We start from the raw sequence: 17937 nt of genomic DNA, 5'->3' as shown, positions 1-17937 counted from the left end.
GCAATTGCCCAGCAAGACCTCTACACTTACCCGCACGTATACTGATTGACAAACGGCCAACTGGCAACGTTTATCAAAACAACAATTCATCAACTAAAATGTTGACTTCCCCCCGGTAATAGTTAGGCAATGGCCCGGCCCCCAACTGCTTACCATTGGAGGCCAGGCGAGCCTTTTTATTTCTTCTGGAATGTCATAGCTACGCCGTTCATGCAGTAACGCAGACCGGTTGGCTTGGGACCATCATTAAACACGTGACCGAGGTGACCATCGCAGACAGCGCAGACAACCTCGTCGCGTTCCATGCCGTAGCTGTTGTCTTTGGCCACTTTCACGGCATTTTTCGAGATGGGCTCATAGAAACTCGGCCAGCCGGTACCCGACTCAAACTTCGTTTTGTAGCTGAAGAGCGGGTTTTTGCAAGCCGCGCACAGGAACGTACCATCTTCGTGGACGTTCAGCAGGGGGCTGGTACCGGGGCGCTCAGTGCCGTGTTTCCGCAGCACTTCGTACTGATCGGGGGTGAGTTGTTTCTTCCACTCAGCGTCTGATTTTACCACCCGGCGACCACCCGGAGGGGTCTGCCCCTGTTCATATAGGCTGGCGGTTTGCTGAGCCGAAGAGGTGTTGGTCTGGCAGGCCAGCGAGGCCACCATCGCTATAGCTAAAGTACTGTTTATGAAGTAGTTCATGTCGTGTATAGCAGGTTGAAAACGCGTTCATTACCGCTACACTATATACGCAAAAAAGGGCGCTTCAGTTTCGTACAACCAGCCATACGCCCGCCAAGATCAGACCGATGCCCAGTAGCCGCCAGGCGTTGGCAGGGTGGTGCGCAAAACCCAGCAATCCATAATGATCAAGCACAACAGCCGCAATCAGTTGCCCTGCTACACTCAGGCTCACCAGATTGGCCGTGCCAATGCGTGGTACTGATAAAATAACGGTGGTGACGTATACGGCGCCGATTAGCCCACCGGTATATTTCCACCAGGGCAACGACCGCGCAAGTGCCAGCGGCGGCACACCCCCACCCGACGACAGGTGCACGATCAGCAGCGTCAGGAAGCCCGTTCCAAACGAGATCAGTGACGCCAGCACCGGGTTGTTGAGGGCCAGCCGCAGATTGGAGTTAACTGCCGCCTGCACCGAGATAGCCGTGCCCGTCAGGAATGCCAAAACCAGAAAAATGTAGTACATAAGGAGGTGACGACGACCCTAGTCAGGTCATTCTGTTATTCATCGCGGGCCGAAAATAGCCGTTTAAGCCAGCTTTTCTTCTCGGTCGCCTCCATTTCCTGCTCGGCTGCCGTGGGTAACTGAGCCGCCAGCTTTGCCAGATCGGGTTGCCCGGCATCAACCCAACAGGTGTACCAGAAGTCGCCCACCATCTTCACCGACGCCCGCATCTGTCGCTCGACCTGCCCGCGTAGCCGCTCGTGATACAGTCGGGCAAAGGTTGCCGAATAGACTTTCACGGTTTGCCCGTTACGATCATCAAAATTCCATTTCTGGCTTTCGCCGAGCTGCTGGGTGAGTTGCTGCTCAATGGCCAATACCGAGTCGAGGGCAGCGTGAGCCGAGAAAACGGCCTGCCAGGCGCGCCGCTGCGGATGCTCCACATAGGTGGCCGCGCCCACGATCATGTCATACTGCCCGGCAAACAGCTCAGGCAGCCGCGACTCCCAGAATCCGTGTATGCCTGTTTGGTTGGTGAGTTGGCCATTGTAGTTGCGCGTGGTGTGCAGGGGTACGTTGGCATCGGCGATGTAATGCCCGATGTCGGCCGAGAGGCGTAAGATCTTGGGTACGTTCCCCTCTTTGAACGCCTCGGTCAGTTGGTATTTGGCCAGTTGGATATGCCAGGGAACAATGCCGTGAATCGCCAGTGTGTCGGCTCCGTATCGTTCGGCCGCCGCCGACCACGATCGGGGCAGCGTTTCGCGGGTGGTGTCGGCGTACACATCGAGGTCGATGAAATGGCGCGGTGCCTCGCCCACCACCGCATAGCGCCGCTTATCTGGATTCACGGCGTTGTCGGTTAGGTACTGAATACGGCTTTTGTAGAGCGGCATCATCTCCGGCGGCAGCGTAAACACCGCCAGCCGGTTGATCTGCTGGTGGGCATAAAAACCCCAGGTTGGCGCAGTGCCAGGTACGTTCGTAGCGGTGGGTCGAGCGGGTGTTTTAGCAGGACTGGCAACAGCCAGTAGGCCCACAAGAAAATTTTTTCCCAGAAAAACACCCAACCAAATTCTATAGCTGTACATTTGTCCAGTCGTGGTACTATTTATAGAGCAAGTTAAACTATTTAAATAAAACCTCGACCCAAAGCGAATAATATTTTCCAAAACGACATAGTTACCAAATCAATGCAACGTGAATCTAAAGGATACGCCCTCATTGTAGGTCTGTTCTGCATCCTCGGTTTATTAATCTACGGGGCCTATTCACCGGCCCGTAAAGCCCAGAAACAGCAGATTTTCTGCTTTTCTTTCGTCAAAGATGTAAAAACGCAAGCTGTCGAGAAGCACATGCGCGATTTTGCCGCCTTGAAACACGAAATTCCGCAGGTCGTGGGGTACACGGCTGGCAAGACGTTTATCGCGGGTGAAAGCACCAACGAGTACGATGCCATGCATTACCTGACGTTCCAGAACGAAGACGACATGAAGGCATTTATCAAGAGCGCCCCGTATCAGCACTTCGTCGACGAGAACAAAGCCAACTGGTCGAAAACACTGGTTGTCAACGCCGATATTCAGCCGTAGGCTGAATGAATAGTGAATAGTGTATAGTGTATAGTGTATAATGAATAATGGGGGCTGACGCTAGAGTAAATGCGTCAGCCCCCATTATTCATTATACACTATACACTATTCATTACTCTAACTCTTCCTCACCAGATCAGCGATCGTTTCGACCCAAAGCGGGCTGTCGTTGAGGCTTTCGACGAGTTGCCAGTGTTCGCCGCCCTGCTCTTCGAAGAGCTCTTTGTACTCCTCGCCGACTTCAATCGTGGTTTCCAGACAGTCGGCCACAAACGCGGGCGAGAATGCCAGCACGCTCTTTACGCCCTGCCCGGCGAGTTTTTTGATCGTATCTTCGGTATAGGGCTGAATCCAGGGATCTTTGCCCAGACGCGACTGAAAACAGGTGGTGTACTGCCCTTCGGGAATGCCTAGTTCGCGCACCAGCCTCCGGGTGGTTTCGAAACACTGCGCCCGGTAGCAATGCTGATTGTCGGCCCGGAGTGAGGCACAACAGTCACCTAGTTTACACACCGTTTTCGTGACGTCGCCCTTGCGAATCTGGCGCTCGGGCAGACCGTGGTAGCTAAACAGGTAATGGTCGTAGGTACGTTCGGCCATGTATTTTCGGCCTAGCTGTACGAAGCCCTCGATGAACTTGGGATGCTCGAGAAAGCGATTCACGAAACGTACCTGCGGAATCACCTGCCACGTTTTCAGCACGTCCATTACCTTTTCGTAGACCGAGCCGGTCGTTGCCGACGCATACTGCGGAAAGAACGGCACTACCACAATGTCGGTGAGGCCAAGGCGTTGAAATTCGGCCAGACCCGCGTCGATGCTGGGGCTCTGATAGCGCATAGCCAGCCGAACCACATAGTCGTCGCCCAGTTGCGCCTGCACCATCTTTTCGACAACGTACCCATAGTGTTTAAGGGGTGAGCCGTTTTCGGTCCAGACTTCGCGGTAGGTCTTGGCGGATTTGGGGGCGCGGAATGGCGCAATGATGCCATTGACCAGCAAGAAACGGGGGATATATGGAATGTCGATGACCCGCCCGTCCATCAGAAATTCGCGCAGGTATTTTCGTACGTCGGGCACACTCGGGCTGTCGGGCGTACCGAGGTTTACGAGCAGCACGCCGGTTTTACCCAGCGAACCAACGGCCTTTCCGGCGTCCGTTGTATGGGGAGATTGTAAAGCAATAGCTTCCATAGCTGGTTAACGGGAAACGTTTAGTGCAAGGTTCAAGGTGGTTTTAAAGTCTGATGGTTAAAGTTTAAGGTTAGCTGATACAAACAGAGAACGCATCAGCTACCGCTAAACCTTAACCATCAGACGATATACCTCATTTTGGTCGCTCGAATGAAGTGTAGACCGCTTTGGGGAGCTTGGTGAACACCCGGATGTCGGAGAGCTCGCGGGGGCCACGCTTACCCGACAGTTTGATCTGTCCGTAGGTTTGGTAGTCGGTCCAGGGTAGCGTAAACCCCGGTTTTTCGTCGGTGAATTTGGGGTAATAAGCCCATTGTGATACCAGCCGCGTAGCCTTGTCGACCCAGACGTGGTACTTGTTGTCGGGGGTGTTGCCCACTCCCTTAAACGTCAGTTGAATCAGGTCGGCGGGTTTGCCATCTTCGGTTTTGGCCTCGCCCAGGTCTTTCAGCGTTACGCCCGAATCTTTCAGTTTAAACGGCATCAACAACCAGTAAGCATCATTGATCCAGGCACCCTTACCCTGCTTCACATACTTGGCAACGCTGTCGGGGTTGGTTTCTTCTTTGCCATTCCGAAACACACGCCCTTTTTCCGTATTGATGTTGACCAGAATGGTCTGATCGTTACGCAGGTTGTCGATCCGAACGTCGCCGGTCCACTTGTCCCAATGCAGCCGCCGGAAACCCAGAAACGTCCAGGCGATATGGTGCGTGTTGTCCCAGGCTTTACGGCCTCCCTGCGCAGCCATTACCTCGTCGGCGATCTGCACAGCGCGGGGGTCTGAGCCAGCCATATCAAAACCCTCGGCGGGTGGGTTGTCTGTCTTTTGAGCCAGAAGGGGCGTTGCCAGCAGCAAAAGCCCGAACAGAAAGTAGCGCGTTAGCATAGGATTGAAGTTAGACTACAAAGCTAGGCGACGGGCGTCATTTAGCTACACGAAGCGATTAAAATCATCAATATGATCTAGATTTGCATCGATACTAGTTATAACATGACACTCACTCAACTTGATTATATCGTCGCCATCGATACGCACCGTCATTTTGCAACCGCTGCCGACCATTGCCACGTAACCCAACCCACGCTGAGCATGCAGATTCAGAAGCTCGAGGATGAGCTCGGCGTGCTGCTGTTCGACCGTTCGAAGCAGCCCGTTGTGCCTACCGAAACCGGGCAGGTGATTGTGGCGCAGGCTCGTGAGGTGTTGCAGGCGGCGCGGCGCATTCCCGAACTGGCGAAAGAATCGCGCGATGAAGTGGGCGGCGAGTTGCGAGTAGGCATTATCCCGACGCTGGCGCCCTACCTGCTACCGCATTTTATTGGTGAATTCATGAATCGCTACCCCAGCGTAACGATTCAGATGCAGGAGTTGCTGACCGACCAGATTGTGGAACGCCTTCGCAGTGGCCTGATCGACGTTGGCATTGTGGTGACGCCCCTGCGCGAAGGCAATTTCACAGAGCTCCCTCTGTTTAATGAGCCGTTCATGATCTACGCCGCCGATGGGCATGACCTGCTTAAAAATCCTGCGGTGTTGCCCGCCGATCTTACCCAGACTACCGATTTGTGGTTGCTATCGGAAGGCCACTGCTTTCGCGATCAGGTGCTGAACCTCTGCGGAGGTCGGCTTTCGGGCCGGTCGTCGTTGCGCTACGAAACGGGTTCGCTCGAAACGCTCGTCAAACTGATTGAGCGGCAGGATGGCTTCACCCTCCTGCCCTATCTGGCTACGCTCGACTTTGACCCGATTCGCCGGGCGCGGCTGCGGCCGTTTGCGGGGCAGGCCCCCAAACGCGAGGTCAGCCTGGTGATGCACCGGAGTTTCCTGAAACGCAGCCTCATCAACGCGCTGCAACGGGAAATTATGGCCCACCTGCCCAGCATGGCGTAGCGCGCCGATGGACTTGGCTACTTAGCCTTTAACCCGCCAGTTGAAGATGCCCCGCCGGACTTTAAAGCTTTTTTTGAGGCCACGGATCAACAGAAAGGCACCGATGATGCCGAAGACCAGCGTGAGCGCAAGAATCTTTAGGAGCGCAAACGCCACCGCCACCAAGATGACCACTATTGCCGCTTTCAGTTGCCAGGGAATCTTTTGCCACCAGTTGAGTTGCTTGCGTGGTGGCAGGCCCAGAATTTCGCGCAGGGTCTTCCGTTGCTTGTCTTTCGGGCCGGGACCAGTCTCTACGGCCTCAGGTACGTTCTGCTCTGCATCGGCAGCAGAGCGGGCGGGCGAAGTTGGGCGGGCGGGTGTTTCGCGGGCCGGGTTAGTCAGTTGCTGGGTACGTTGCTGATGGGTTCGAATACGCTCACTCGCCGACTCAGGCAGGCGGGTGGGGCGGGCATCGGCATACGCAACCGGAGCCGCAGCTGGTTCGTCTACAGGCGTTGTCGGGGCCTCAGGGGCTGACTCAGCAACTGGCGCGGCTTCAGGGGTAGCCGGTTTAAGTGGAGAATAGAAAACTTCGCGGGGGCTGCGCTGAAAAGTGGCTACGGGACGATGACAAGCCGAAAACGACGCACTCAAACAAACAGCCAACAGGCCGACGGATTTACGCATGTGTGATGGAAAGCGTTTTTCCATCAACGCCCATGCCCGGCCCGGCAGTATAAATAAAGAGTGAAAGGGATAAGAGTGAGAAGGCCGACGTAAGCCTAATTGCCGTGTCAGCCTATTCACTCTTACCCCGTTCACTCTTTATTTTCGCCGGCTTTCCAGGAAGGCCTCAATGCGGTCGAGGGCGATCGTTAGTTCATCGACCGTAGGCAGGCAGACAATCCGGAAATGGTCGGGCGTTTTGAAATTGAAGCCTTGCCCCGCAACCACCAGCACCTTCTGTTCAACCAGCAGGTCATACACAAACGCGTTGTCGTCGGCAATATTGAACTGGGTGAGGTCGATGCGCGGGAAGATGTACAGCGCGCCTTTGGGTTTCACGCAGCTGATGCCCGGAATAGCCACCATCCGCTCGTAGGCGAGCATAATCTGCCGGTATAGCCGCCCACTGGGTAGCACCAGATCGTTGATACTCTGATACCCGCCCAACGCCGTCTGAATAGCGTATTGCGTAGGTACGTTGGCACAGAGACGCAGACTCGCCAGCAGCGTAAGCCCCTCGATGTACGACTTTGCCTTGTGTTTGGCCCCCGTCATCACAAGCCACCCACCCCGGAAGCCGGCACCCCGGTAATTTTTCGACAGGCCGCCCATCGAGATGCAGAGCGTATCGTGTACGAAGCGGGCCATCGGGTTATGCGTAGCACCATCATACAGAATCTTGTCGTAAATCTCGTCGGCAAAGACAATCAGCTTGTGTTTTTCGGCAATGCGCGCGATGCCCTCCAGAATGGCTTTATCGTAAACAGCGCCAGTGGGGTTGTTGGGATTGATGATAACCACTGCCCGCGTTTTCGGTGTGATTTTACTTTCCAGATCAGCCAGATCGGGGTTCCAGGCGTTGGCTTCGTCGCAGGTATAATGCACGGGTTTACCACCGCAAAGCGCCACCGAGGTTGTCCAAAGCGGGTAATCGGGCGAGGGCACCAACACTTCGTCGGCTTCGTTGATCAGGGCCTGCATCGAGAGCAGAATGAGCTCACTGACGCCATTACCAATGTAAATATCCTGAATGGTTACGCCCGGAAGCCCCAGGTTCTGCGTGTAGTGCATCACCGCTTTTCGGGCCGCAAACAGCCCCCGCGAGTCGGCATACCCCTGCGCATTCCGAATATTCAGGATGATGTCGTGGACAATTTCGTCGGGCGTGTCGAAACCAAACGCCGCCGGATTACCAATATTGAGGCTGATAATCTTGTATCCCTGGCTCTCCAGTTCCAGCGATTTCTCATAGACCGGCCCCCGAATATCGTATTTGAGGTGCGTCAGGCGGTCAGATTTGCGGATCTCCATCGTATAAAAAACCCGCATGCCGGCTTCGGGCAATGCGGGTCGGCAAAAATACATATAAATATACTTGTGGCGCGCGCCTGTCGAATTCGTCTAAAGGGTACCCCCATTTGTGAAATCGACTTATTGAATGAATTTCCCTTTCCAGACTCTGCTCCCCGCCGAGTCTCTTAGCAGTGGCGCGCGCAATTGGTTACGCAGCCAGCTTCCAGCCGTAGCGGCCCCTTTTTTCTGGCAGAACTGCCACTCCAGGCGCTGCCCTATCAGCACTCGATACGATGGCCCCCCACCTGGGTTTCGCCACCTGCCAGTTCATTAAGGCGACTCAACACCACCTGTTGCCCCGCCCCGACCGGTTCGTTTGGAAACAGAACAGTCGGCTAACCGTTTCACGAGTGTATTTTCTATCAGCAAGCCTGCTTCTGTATGGCCTGACAGTGCGCACCTGTTTCGGGCTCTGGTAACGAAGAGACTTACCGAAAGTGGTCATACGGTTTATCAACATCTATGCCGTCTTTTCGTCACACCCTGTTTACGTCAATGGTGCTTAAGCTAAAAACAAGGCTACTCCACCAGAATGGGAGAATAATTGCGGTTTAATAAATTTCTGTAAGGCATTTGCCTAATTTCGCGCCAATAGGCAAGGTTTTTGTTAGGTATAAAACATACACTATAACGATCTGGCCGGCATCCCAACCCATAATTACTATGCTCACTATCAATCAAGTAAGTCAGAACATTACGAGCCAGACCGTATCAACGCAGTGGGCTATGTCGTCGACGCGTTTTTCAACCAACTGGCAGGTAACAGCCACGTTGCTGATGGATGATCTCGACAACGAACTCGAATATAATTCGACGTTTGGCCCCGTCCCCAGCAAGCCTGTTGCCCCGGCCGTACCTTCGTTTTTTGCCATGCTTGAGGCCGAGGGCAAAACCGAAGAAGCGGTCAGTTTCTTAGACTAATTCAGCCCATTTATAGAAACGAGCCGGGGCGGCCAACGGAGTTGATCATGCAAATGCACGTTCGACTCCGTTGGCCGCCCCGGCTCGTTTTGGTTAGCGTGTGGCTTGTTGCTAAAAGCCCACGCGCATGCCTTCGATCCGCTCGCCAGAGATCGTCTGCTGATCCATATTGAAAATATCGGCCAGCGTCATCGGGTCATTGGTATGGTGATCGATGCCCAGACTCGCCATCAGCGTATTGGCTTTGGCGGCGGTCAGTTTTCCGAATGCATAGTCGATCATAAGCCGCCCTTTGCGAAGCAGCGCCTTATCGAGCAGGCTTTTATTGGCGTTGAACGTTGCTATAATCTGAATATGCAGGCAATCGGCCAACAGGCCATCCGTTAGGTTCAGAATGTTCGACACGCTGTTGGTATCGCCCCCGGCTTCGCGCGCCTGCAAAATTCGCTCGGCATCTTCAATGAGTAACACCGAATCGCGCTGTTCGAGCAGAAACGGAATCAGGTCGGGCGAGGTCAGGTAGTTGGTCATGTAGGGCGGCAGAATCAGCATATTCTTCCGCACCAGCGAGCTGAGGTATTTGATGTAGGTGGTCTTGCCCGTACCCGGCTCCCCGTGCAGCAAGATCAGCCCTTTGTATTTAGGCCGGTTCAGCACCGATACCAGCCGCTCGTGCACCTCGGGGAAGCCGTCGTTGTAATACAGCGACAGATCGATGGTGGGCGGTTCAATATCGACCCGCTCGGTATGCAGCCCACCCAACCCACTCTGAATGAGATAGATGTGCGTTTGCTCGGGTTCGTGTTCGTAAACAAGCTGTTCAATGCCAGACAGGCAGCTGTGCAGTACCTGCTCAGACCGGTAATAACCCGAAAACCGGCAATATGAATCGGCCATGAATTCGCCGTTCAGCATTACCCCGTCGGGGTGGTGATACATGCGCTCGTTGGTCCGGAAGCCATCGCGACTCAGCCGCATCGAGGCATTGATCACCTGAAAGCCACGGCCCAACAACCACTCGTGCAGATCAGTTTTGTAGTCTTCGTGCGAGAACAAATAATTGGGGTACTCGCCGTAGGTCTGAACAAAATGAGCCGCTAAGGGAAACTCGCGGTCTAAATCGTGGGTAATAAACAGGTCCTGAATTGTGCGTTGATTGGGCATACGCCTTAAAAATAAGAAAACTTCAACGGATTGGGATTGGGCGTAAACCGAAAGGTCAATTCGTGAATGGTCGGCTGGAACGAACTATACGGCGCTTCGGGCGCTGTTGAGTTAAACTGATACCCTACCCGAATGTTAGTAGATAGCTGATAATCAAGCGAAGCCTGCACATAATTATACGTACCCACAAAGAATGTATTGTTCTGCCGGACCGATACACCCACGGCTGCTTTGTCGTGATACCAGAGGCGGGCGTTCAGATCAAACCCCAGCGGTTCGCTACCCGCTCGCGACAGCACGACCGAAGGCATCAGCAGCAGGTCATCGGCCAGGCGGAGTTTGGCTCCTGCCTGTGCGTAGACCGGATTCCGAAACGGTAACCCCGTGAATTTCTCGGTCCGAACGCTGATCTCGGGCATCGACAGGCCAACAAACAACTTCTCGGCATCATAATATAGGCCCGCTCCGGCACCAAACAGCGCACTTGTTCCGCCCACATTGGTGCCTATGCCAATCACCGGAATGAAACTCACGCTCCCCTGCACCCCTACAAAGAGGCGGGCCAGATTGGGCAGATCGATACGGTACGACAGAGCCGGGCTGATGGCGACCGTGCCGAGCGTGCTATTGCGGTCGTTGAGCACCTGAAGACCCAGCCCAAACGGCCCCGTGCCCAGTTGGCCATCGGCGGCAAATGTCTGCGTGATAGGCGTGGCAATCTGTTGCGAATTCTGGCTTAGAAAGCTGAACAGCCGCCCCCGAAACGCGAGCGTCATGCTAAAGTCTTCGCGTACGCCCGCGAAGGCCGGGTTAATGGCCATCGGGTTGAACATGTATTGCGAATACAGTACTTCCTTCTGAGCCAGAGCCGATTGGGCCATACATAGCCCGATAAGGACGTACCGCAGCAAGCGAAAGCGATTATTCATGAGTCAGGGAAATCGACAAAGGCGGCAATTTCCCCTATTTCAAGCGCATTTCCTATGCCAGAACAACGTCCGCCCAACAAGCCGTGAACGGCCCGCCTCCTCTCTGATCGTCGTTTTGGCTTGCTCCCTGTTTCCCCAACACAGGGCCTATCAACAACCTAACCGCTCAGAGTTGAGGGATAGTGAGTAAGCTGTTGTCAATGTCATTACTGCGTCCGGGCGTTGACGTCAAACCGGCCGTTGGTGACTGTAACGGTACGTCCCCCAGCCGTTGCCGCTGTGAATTCGAACGTACCTGCCACTATGCCTGTGGTAGTATCCGCTTTAACCAAGTTGATCCAGCCTGTGTAGTTGGTTGATGTGACATATTCATCGCCGTTGCTGGAAATATATAAGCCGTAATCTTTTGGAGAAACGGCGGCAGGGATAACGCTGGTGTCGAAGTTCAGGGTGTGCTTCCCTAGTTTGAAACTATTCAAATAAAGGTTTACTTTCTGCCTGTCTTTTTTATATGTATAAACATAGATGCCAAGCTTATAAGGATTGGGTTCAATAACCAGAAAACCACCATAAATAGGCTTTATGCCCGAAAAAGCGGGACCGCCATCGGGTACGTATGTGTTACCATTGATCAAACAGCCAAACGTATTCTCCCCACTTTGACTGGGTTTAGGTAGCGGGTCCTGGCTACAGGTGCTCAGCATAATCCCTGCAAGTGCCAGACCTGTCAACCGTAACAAGACAACGCACGAACGTATAGGGTTGGTTGATCTCATTTTTATACTGAATGCCCAGCAGAAGCGCAGCTTTGTAAAACCATGATAAAGATGTCCGCAAGTGTAGGCATATAAGTCGCTCCTGTAAGTATACACAATAGCAAAATCTATTAAACGAGCCCCTCAAGTCGATGTAGTCATCCATCCCTGCTGACCGTGGTAGTCAGGAGGGTATCGTAGGGCAGTTCAGCGGTTTCATTACCTTTGTCTAAAGCCGTTTTTCTGACAAATGGCTTCGTAATCATCCGGTTTGCGGGTGTCTTTACCGTTTACTATTCCTATCCTTTATGGCTAACCGTACTGTACTTTATTGGTCGATTGTGGTCGCCCTCGGCGGCTTCTTATTTGGCTTCGACACCGCCGTGATTTCGGGGGCCGAGCGCGCCATTCAACAACTTTGGCAGCTTAGTTCCGTTCAGCACGGCTTCACCGTTTCCATCGCGCTGATCGGCACCGTCGTTGGCTCGCTCGTCGGCGGCATTCCGGCCGATCGCTTTGGCCGACGAGCTACTTTATTTGGCATCGCGGCCCTCTACTTGATTTCGGCGCTGGGTTCGGCCCTGGCCACCGACTGGACCGTCTTTCTGGTCTTCCGGTTTCTGGGCGGGCTGGGCGTAGGGGCCTCATCGGTGGCCGCACCGCTCTACATCGCCGAAGTATCACCGGCGGCCTCACGGGGGCGGATGGTAGCCATGTTCCAGACCAACGTGGTGGCCGGGATTCTGGTCGCCTACCTGTCGAACTACCTCTTACAGGGTATTGGCGGCGACGATTCGTGGCGTTGGATGCTGGGTGTGCAGGCGCTGCCGTCGCTGGTGTTTTTTCTGGCTCTTTTTGGCGTCCCCGAGAGTCCGCGCTGGCTGGTATTGAACCGGGGCGACAAGGCGGGCGCGCTGACCACCCTTCAGAAAGTTGATCCGGCCACGGCTTCCGATACGCTGGCGGCCATTGTAGCCTCGACCCAACAGCCCAACACTGTACAGGCTGCGCCGCAGCCATCACTGTTTAGCCGTGCTTATCGCCTCCCCATCATGCTGGCAGTATTGTTTGCGGTGTTCAATCAGGTGTCGGGCATCAACGCCATCATCTATTATGCACCGCGCATTTTCGAACTGGCCGGGCTGGGTACGTCGTCGGCGCTGCTGTCGTCGGTTGGGATTGGGGTAGTCAATTTTCTGGCCTGTGTACTGGCGCTCAACTTCATCGACCGGTTTGGGCGGCGGGTACTGATGCTCATCGGCTCGGTGGGGCTGGTCATCACGCTGGGTCTGGTCGCCTACGCCTTTGGCGGTGAGGGCCTTGGCGGCAACACCGTACCACTGCTCCTGTTTGCCTATATCGGCTTCTTTTCGTTCTCGCAGGGGGCAGTCATTTGGGTATTCATTTCCGAGATCTTCCCCAACGAGGTGCGGGCCAGCGGGCAGGCATTGGGCAGTTTCACGCACTGGTTCATGGCTGCGCTCATTGCCTTCTCGTTTCCGTATCTTACCGAGCAATTTGGCCCATCGACACTCTTTGCCTTTTTCTGCCTAATGATGGGCCTGCAGGGTCTGTTTGTGTGGCGACTCATGCCCGAAACCAAGGGTACGTCGCTGGAGCAGATGGACTCGGCTATCGTATTACATTAGTTTCGTTGGAGTATACTGTTATACCAAACGCTAAATCTTGATCATCGAACGTTAAACCCTAAATACCAACCCCTTATGGATCAGCGAATTATTAATCTTTTCGACGAGTACACGCACAAGCCGCTCCCCCGTGACGAGTTTATGAAGCGGCTGGCCAAGCTGACGGGTGGCATGGCCGCGGCGATAGCGACCCTGCCCCTGCTGGAAATTAACTACGCCCATGCCGAAACGGTCGCTCATCAAGACGACCGGCTGGTTACGGAAACCATCACGTACCCCGGCGACAATACGACCATGAAAGGGTATCTGGCGCGGCCCAAGGCCAACGGCAAGTACCCGGCGGTGATCGTCATTCACGAAAACCGGGGTCTGAACCCGCATATCGAAGATGTAACGCGGCGGATGGCACTGGCCGGTTTTCTGGCGCTGGCCCCCGATGCGCTCTCAGGCGCAGGCGGCACACCCACCGACGACGCCCAGATTCGGGAGTTGTTCGGCAAACTCGACATGACCCAAACCAAGAACAACTTCGTCAAGGCGGTCGATTACCTGCAAAGCCGCCCAGATAGCACAGGCAAAGTTGGTTGCGTGGGCTTCTGTTGGGGTGGTGCGATGGCCAACCAACTGGCCGTGAACGTACCCAGCCTGAAAGCCGCCGTGCCGTTCTATGGCCGTCAGCCCGAGGTCGCCGACGTACCCAAGATCAAGGCCGCGGTTCAATTACATTACGGTGGGCTCGATGAGCGCGTCAATCAGGGCATTCCGGCCTACGAGGAAGCGCTCAAGAAAGCAGGTGTACCCTATGAGCTCTATGTCTACGAGGGTGCCCAACACGCGTTCCATAACGACACCGCCCCTACGCGCTACAACGAAGCCGCCGCTAAACTGGCCTGGAATCGCACGGTCGAATTCCTGAAAAAACGGCTAGCCTAACGAGGCTGAAAGCCTGGAAACGAAACAGCCCCGCCTTGATTGGACGGGGCTGTTTCGTTTCCAGGTACGTACCTGTATGATCTATTCAATGCGCAGAATCTTGATCTCGGTGCGCCGGTTCTGCTGGTGTTGCTCCTCGGTGCAGTCGACGCCATTAGCGCAGTCATTGACCAGGGATGTTTCACCGTAGCCTTTGGCTTTCAACCGCGATTTGGCAATTCCTTTCGACGCGATGTAATTGATGGCGGCTTTCGCCCGTGCACTCGACAGCGTTTTGTTATACGTATCGGATCCCCGGCTATCCGTATGCGACCGCAGTTCGATCGACATGTTGGGGTACGTCTCGAGCATCATCACCAGCTTGTCGAGTTCCTGGGCAGCATCCGAACGGATAATCGACTGATTTTTGTCGTAATAGATATCATCGACGCGCAGGACTACGCCAGAACTGAACATGGTCAGGTTCGGGTCACCGCTGCCATCCCGGTTGATGCGGCTGACTTTTGACGCCATGCGTTTGTATTTGCCTTCGAGGCGGTACTCGCAACCCGTTAGCGTCGTGAATGAGTAAGCCCCATTGCTATCCGACAGTAGCTCGTTCACCTCGTTCGTGCATTCGTTAGTAAGCAAAACCCGCACATCGCGCAGCGGGCGGCCATCAGCCTGACCAACTACGTGACCCGTTTGCCGTTTTACTGTACCGCTGATAAGTTCACCCGTTCGGGTCGTCACAGACGCCGTGTTGACGATGGGACGCTCCAGAGCCAGCTCAAGCCGCGAAGGCTGATCATCGTCCAGGTTACGGGTCGAAAAGCCCATCCTAGTGTCGACGTAGCCGTTGCGCATGGCCGTGAAATGAAAATCGCTTTCGGCATCCACACACAGCCGGATCGTTCCTTCCTCATCGGTAACCAGTTCCTTGCGCTCGTTGCCCGGTTCGCCACCTTCAATCATTACCTGAGTCTGGGGCAGGGGTTCCTTTGTGGCTTCATCATACACGCTGACAGTTAACTGCCGACAGGGATACAGCGACCCTTCCCGATCAAACCGATAGATGTCATCATCAGCCCCGCCATGTTTACGGTTGCTGCTGAAATACCCCGATTTGCGATTACCATCCGTGACGATGCCAAAGTCGTCGCTGGTTGAATTGAACGGCTCTCCCAGGTTTTTCACCACATTGGTGGGTTTGCCGTCGGGGGTCATTTTCGCGTAGAACAGATCCAGTTCACCTAAACCCGGCAACCCATTTGAGGCAAAATACAGGTTATTCTTTTCGTCGATGAACGGAAACAGCTCATTGCCTTTGGTATTCACCTCCGGCCCAAGGTTCATCGGAACCGACCAGCGGGTGCCTTCCCAACGAGAGATATACAGGTCGGTACCGCCGTAACCACCGGGCATATCCGACGCGAAATAAAGCCGAAGACCATCGCGGCTGAGCGTGGGGTGCCCCGTCGAGTAATCGTCGCTGTTGAAAGGCATTTCTTCGATCGTTCCCCAGACACCGTTGGTTTGGCGGGCGGTGTACAGCTTGAGTTTATTGACCCCATCGGCACTACGCCCGACTTGCCCGTTGTTGAAGTTATTGCGGGTAAAAATCACCTGTGAGCCATCACGACTAAACGTAGCGGGCCCTTCGTGGTATTTGGTGTTCAGCGATCGGCCAAAGCGTTCTGTTTCCGACACCGGCTCCAGTCCGTAACCATCACCAGCCGTAACCTGATTGCTGCCGAAAACGCCAACAGTGCGGCTATCATTGGCCGTACGGGGGGTGAAATCGTCGCTCCCCAGCACCGTATATGACTGTTTTTGGAGCAGGCGTTGCGCTGCCCGGCTACTTTTCTGGCTGGCCAGGGCATCGGTCGACCCTAAGGCGCTCAGTTCGGGCACAAAGTACAGATCGAGGTAAGACGCGGTGTTGCTGCCTTTAAAAACCTGCCGGTACCCTTTAGCACGCCCTCCTTCCGTTACGAACACCAGTCCGTTGCGATAATACATCGGGCTGAATTCGGGCTTTCGGGTATTAATATCCAGGAATTTGACCCGATACGTAGCCGCCGTATTATTCGTAAGGGCGCTCACATCGCGGAAGACTTTGGTCGATAGCTCAGGAATGCGGCCGTCGGCGTTTTGCTGAGCCGTATAGGTATCGTAAGCCTCCTGTGCTTCTTTGTATTTACCATTGCTGACGAGCGCCTGTGCATAATACAGGTAGGCATCCGCCTGATTGGCAGGTACGTTGCCATCACCGATGAGGTTCCGGTAAACGCGCTCCGCGTTCTGGGAGTCGCGAAGCTGACGGTAACAATAGCCCAGCCGGGATAACGCCAACCGGCTCGCGGCCTGATTGGGATAAGCAGCTTGCTGAAGGGCTTGTTCGTAAAGCGCGGCGGCCTCCGAGTAGGCCATCTTCGCAAACTGTTGATCAGCCTGCTGCGCCGGACGCTGGGCAAACGCTGTTACTGCCAGTAGCAGCAACAGTCCGATTTTTGGGAGAGAGCGAACAATCATACGCGCTAACGACAGGCAAATGAGTAAGTTAGCAAACAAAAGGGTATGCACTCAGACGAATACATACCCCAGTCAAGCAAATACTCTGCCGTTTTTTATTAGAAGTATCGCGGTGTAAGGATTTTGTTTTTGCCATAACCAAACTCATACCGCAGCATCAGTTCATGCGAGTTGGGTGAGAAACGGCCCAAGCTGTTCAGCATGTGGTCATACGCATAGCCAAAGCGAATCTGATCGCTCAGTTGAAACTCCAGCAGCCCCACAATGGCATCGTTGGTAAAGCTGGAAAAGGTGTAAAACTGGTTTTTGCGAAACGAGGTACCGATGGCGACGCGGTCGTTGAGCCAGAGGTTCAGGTTACCGTCGAAACCCAGCGGAGCGCCTTCCGAGTACTTCACCAGCATCGACGGCTTCAGTTTGATCGCCGGGCTCAACCCGATAACAAACCCTGCCATCGCGTAGCCAACTCGTGCCTGCCGCGACCGAATGCCCGGAGCGCTGAAATCAGTCAGGTTATTCCGGAGCAGACGCGGCGCCGAAATGCCGATGTACGAACGGTCGTTGCTGAGGTAAACACCCGTACCGAAGTTGGGCAGCATTTTGTTGATGTCGACCGCAAAAGCCGGATCGGATGGACCCGTCTGGCCCGGTGCCAATACCACGTCGGTCAGGCGGTTGCTGTAGGCCGACACCCCACCCGACAGCCCCAGCGACAGGGTTGAACGGTTACCCACCCGGAACCGGAAGGCGTAGGTCAGGTAGCCGCCCGTTTCGGTCTGGTTACCGATCCGGTCGTTGTAGAGCTGAATGCCTACACCAATCCGTTCCCGGTTCAGCGGCATGTCGGCGGTGAATGTGGCCGTTTGAGGAGCCCCCTGCAAGCCAATCCACTGCGCCCGATACAGCGCCGTCATGCTTAACACATCGCGACTGCCCGCATAGGCCGGGTTAAGGGCCATCGTGTTGAACATGTACTGCGAGAACATGGCGTCCTGCTGCGCCTGAACCTGAGCCGTAACTCCCAGTGCGAGCAGCGCTGCCGCTGCCCAGCCTTTGACTGTATTTCTTGTTGACATGGTCAGTTAGAGTGCACTAGTTTTCGTTTGTTGTTTAAACGTTTCCTGTTCAAGGTTGCCTAACGCGGACATGAAT

General features: G+C 54.6%; 18 protein-coding genes. 6 read left to right on the top strand and 12 right to left on the bottom strand.

The window, feature by feature from the left end:
• Positions 1 to 176 precede the first annotated feature (176 nt).
• From msrB to ACAW74_RS25055, 3 genes are all read right to left on the bottom strand, one after another.
• A complete protein-coding gene (msrB, locus tag ACAW74_RS25065; protein ID WP_370701005.1) occupies positions 177 to 692 on the bottom strand; it encodes a peptide-methionine (R)-S-oxide reductase MsrB in 516 nt (171 codons plus the stop codon).
• A 64-nt stretch (positions 693 to 756) separates the two neighbouring features.
• Entirely contained in the window at positions 757 to 1200 is a 444-nt protein-coding gene (locus ACAW74_RS25060) for a DMT family transporter (RefSeq protein ID WP_370701004.1), read from the bottom strand.
• Positions 1201 to 1235: 35 nt separating this feature from the next.
• Positions 1236 to 2270, bottom strand: coding sequence for a zinc dependent phospholipase C family protein (locus ACAW74_RS25055; RefSeq protein WP_370701003.1), 1035 nt, complete (start codon positions 2268 to 2270; stop codon positions 1236 to 1238).
• A 102-nt stretch (positions 2271 to 2372) separates the two neighbouring features.
• On the opposite strand from ACAW74_RS25055, the gene ACAW74_RS25050 reads away from it, so the two are divergent.
• Positions 2373 to 2771: a Dabb family protein gene (locus ACAW74_RS25050; RefSeq protein ID WP_370701002.1), complete on the top strand. Its 399-nt coding sequence runs from the start codon at positions 2373 to 2375 to the stop codon at positions 2769 to 2771.
• 117 nt (positions 2772 to 2888) lie between these two features.
• On the opposite strand, the gene hemH is transcribed toward ACAW74_RS25050, so the two are convergent.
• A complete protein-coding gene (gene hemH, locus ACAW74_RS25045; RefSeq protein WP_370701001.1) occupies positions 2889 to 3965 on the bottom strand; it encodes a ferrochelatase in 1077 nt (358 codons plus the stop codon).
• A gap of 133 nt (positions 3966 to 4098) precedes the next feature.
• On the bottom strand, positions 4099 to 4854 hold the full coding sequence (locus ACAW74_RS25040) for a hypothetical protein (RefSeq protein WP_370701000.1): 756 nt from the start codon (positions 4852 to 4854) through the stop codon (positions 4099 to 4101).
• 105 nt (positions 4855 to 4959) lie between these two features.
• Between ACAW74_RS25040 and ACAW74_RS25035 the strand changes: the two genes are divergently transcribed.
• Positions 4960 to 5859, top strand: a complete 900-nt coding sequence (locus tag ACAW74_RS25035) for a hydrogen peroxide-inducible genes activator (RefSeq protein WP_370700999.1) — start codon at positions 4960 to 4962, stop codon at positions 5857 to 5859.
• A gap of 21 nt (positions 5860 to 5880) precedes the next feature.
• Here the strand turns inward: ACAW74_RS25035 and ACAW74_RS25030 are convergent, their stop codons facing one another.
• Together ACAW74_RS25030 and ACAW74_RS25025 are read right to left on the bottom strand one after the other, a co-directional pair.
• Positions 5881 to 6528, bottom strand: a complete 648-nt coding sequence (locus ACAW74_RS25030) for a hypothetical protein (RefSeq protein ID WP_370700998.1) — start codon at positions 6526 to 6528, stop codon at positions 5881 to 5883.
• A 138-nt stretch (positions 6529 to 6666) separates the two neighbouring features.
• Positions 6667 to 7878, bottom strand: a complete 1212-nt coding sequence (locus ACAW74_RS25025; RefSeq protein WP_370700997.1) for a pyridoxal phosphate-dependent aminotransferase — start codon at positions 7876 to 7878, stop codon at positions 6667 to 6669.
• Positions 7879 to 8153: 275 nt separating this feature from the next.
• Between ACAW74_RS25025 and ACAW74_RS25020 the strand changes: the two genes are divergently transcribed.
• Together ACAW74_RS25020 and ACAW74_RS25015 are read left to right on the top strand one after the other, a co-directional pair.
• Positions 8154 to 8339 (top strand): hypothetical protein, encoded by a 186-nt coding sequence (locus tag ACAW74_RS25020; protein ID WP_370700996.1) that lies wholly within the window; start codon positions 8154 to 8156, stop codon positions 8337 to 8339.
• 244 nt (positions 8340 to 8583) lie between these two features.
• Entirely contained in the window at positions 8584 to 8841 is a 258-nt protein-coding gene (locus ACAW74_RS25015; RefSeq protein WP_370700995.1) for a hypothetical protein, read from the top strand.
• Positions 8842 to 8952: 111 nt separating this feature from the next.
• On the opposite strand, the gene ACAW74_RS25010 is transcribed toward ACAW74_RS25015, so the two are convergent.
• The 3 genes from ACAW74_RS25010 to ACAW74_RS25000 all read right to left on the bottom strand — a co-directional run bounded on the left by ACAW74_RS25010 (position 8953) and on the right by ACAW74_RS25000 (position 11710).
• On the bottom strand, positions 8953 to 10005 hold the full coding sequence (locus tag ACAW74_RS25010; protein ID WP_370700994.1) for an AAA family ATPase: 1053 nt from the start codon (positions 10003 to 10005) through the stop codon (positions 8953 to 8955).
• 5 nt (positions 10006 to 10010) lie between these two features.
• A complete protein-coding gene (locus ACAW74_RS25005; protein WP_370700993.1) occupies positions 10011 to 10934 on the bottom strand; it encodes a PorP/SprF family type IX secretion system membrane protein in 924 nt (307 codons plus the stop codon).
• 206 nt (positions 10935 to 11140) lie between these two features.
• Entirely contained in the window at positions 11141 to 11710 is a 570-nt protein-coding gene (locus tag ACAW74_RS25000) for a Riean_0653 family protein (protein ID WP_502918615.1), read from the bottom strand.
• A gap of 287 nt (positions 11711 to 11997) precedes the next feature.
• On the opposite strand from ACAW74_RS25000, the gene ACAW74_RS24995 reads away from it, so the two are divergent.
• Together ACAW74_RS24995 and ACAW74_RS24990 are read left to right on the top strand one after the other, a co-directional pair.
• Positions 11998 to 13338, top strand: a complete 1341-nt coding sequence (locus ACAW74_RS24995) for a sugar porter family MFS transporter (protein WP_370700992.1) — start codon at positions 11998 to 12000, stop codon at positions 13336 to 13338.
• A 75-nt stretch (positions 13339 to 13413) separates the two neighbouring features.
• Positions 13414 to 14271: a dienelactone hydrolase family protein gene (locus tag ACAW74_RS24990; protein ID WP_370700991.1), complete on the top strand. Its 858-nt coding sequence runs from the start codon at positions 13414 to 13416 to the stop codon at positions 14269 to 14271.
• Positions 14272 to 14352: 81 nt separating this feature from the next.
• On the opposite strand, the gene ACAW74_RS24985 is transcribed toward ACAW74_RS24990, so the two are convergent.
• Both ACAW74_RS24985 and ACAW74_RS24980 read right to left on the bottom strand, forming a co-directional pair.
• Positions 14353 to 16785, bottom strand: coding sequence for an OmpA family protein (locus ACAW74_RS24985; protein ID WP_370700990.1), 2433 nt, complete (start codon positions 16783 to 16785; stop codon positions 14353 to 14355).
• 98 nt (positions 16786 to 16883) lie between these two features.
• The gene (locus ACAW74_RS24980; protein ID WP_370700989.1) at positions 16884 to 17861 is read right to left on the bottom strand and encodes a PorP/SprF family type IX secretion system membrane protein; all 978 of its coding nucleotides are present in this window, start codon (positions 17859 to 17861) and stop codon (positions 16884 to 16886) included.
• Between the last annotated feature and the right edge of the window lie 76 nt (positions 17862 to 17937).

Source organism: Fibrella musci, from assembly GCF_041321105.1.
Taxonomy (GTDB): domain Bacteria; phylum Bacteroidota; class Bacteroidia; order Cytophagales; family Spirosomataceae; genus Fibrella; species Fibrella musci.
This window is presented reverse-complemented; position numbering and strand designations above follow the sequence as displayed.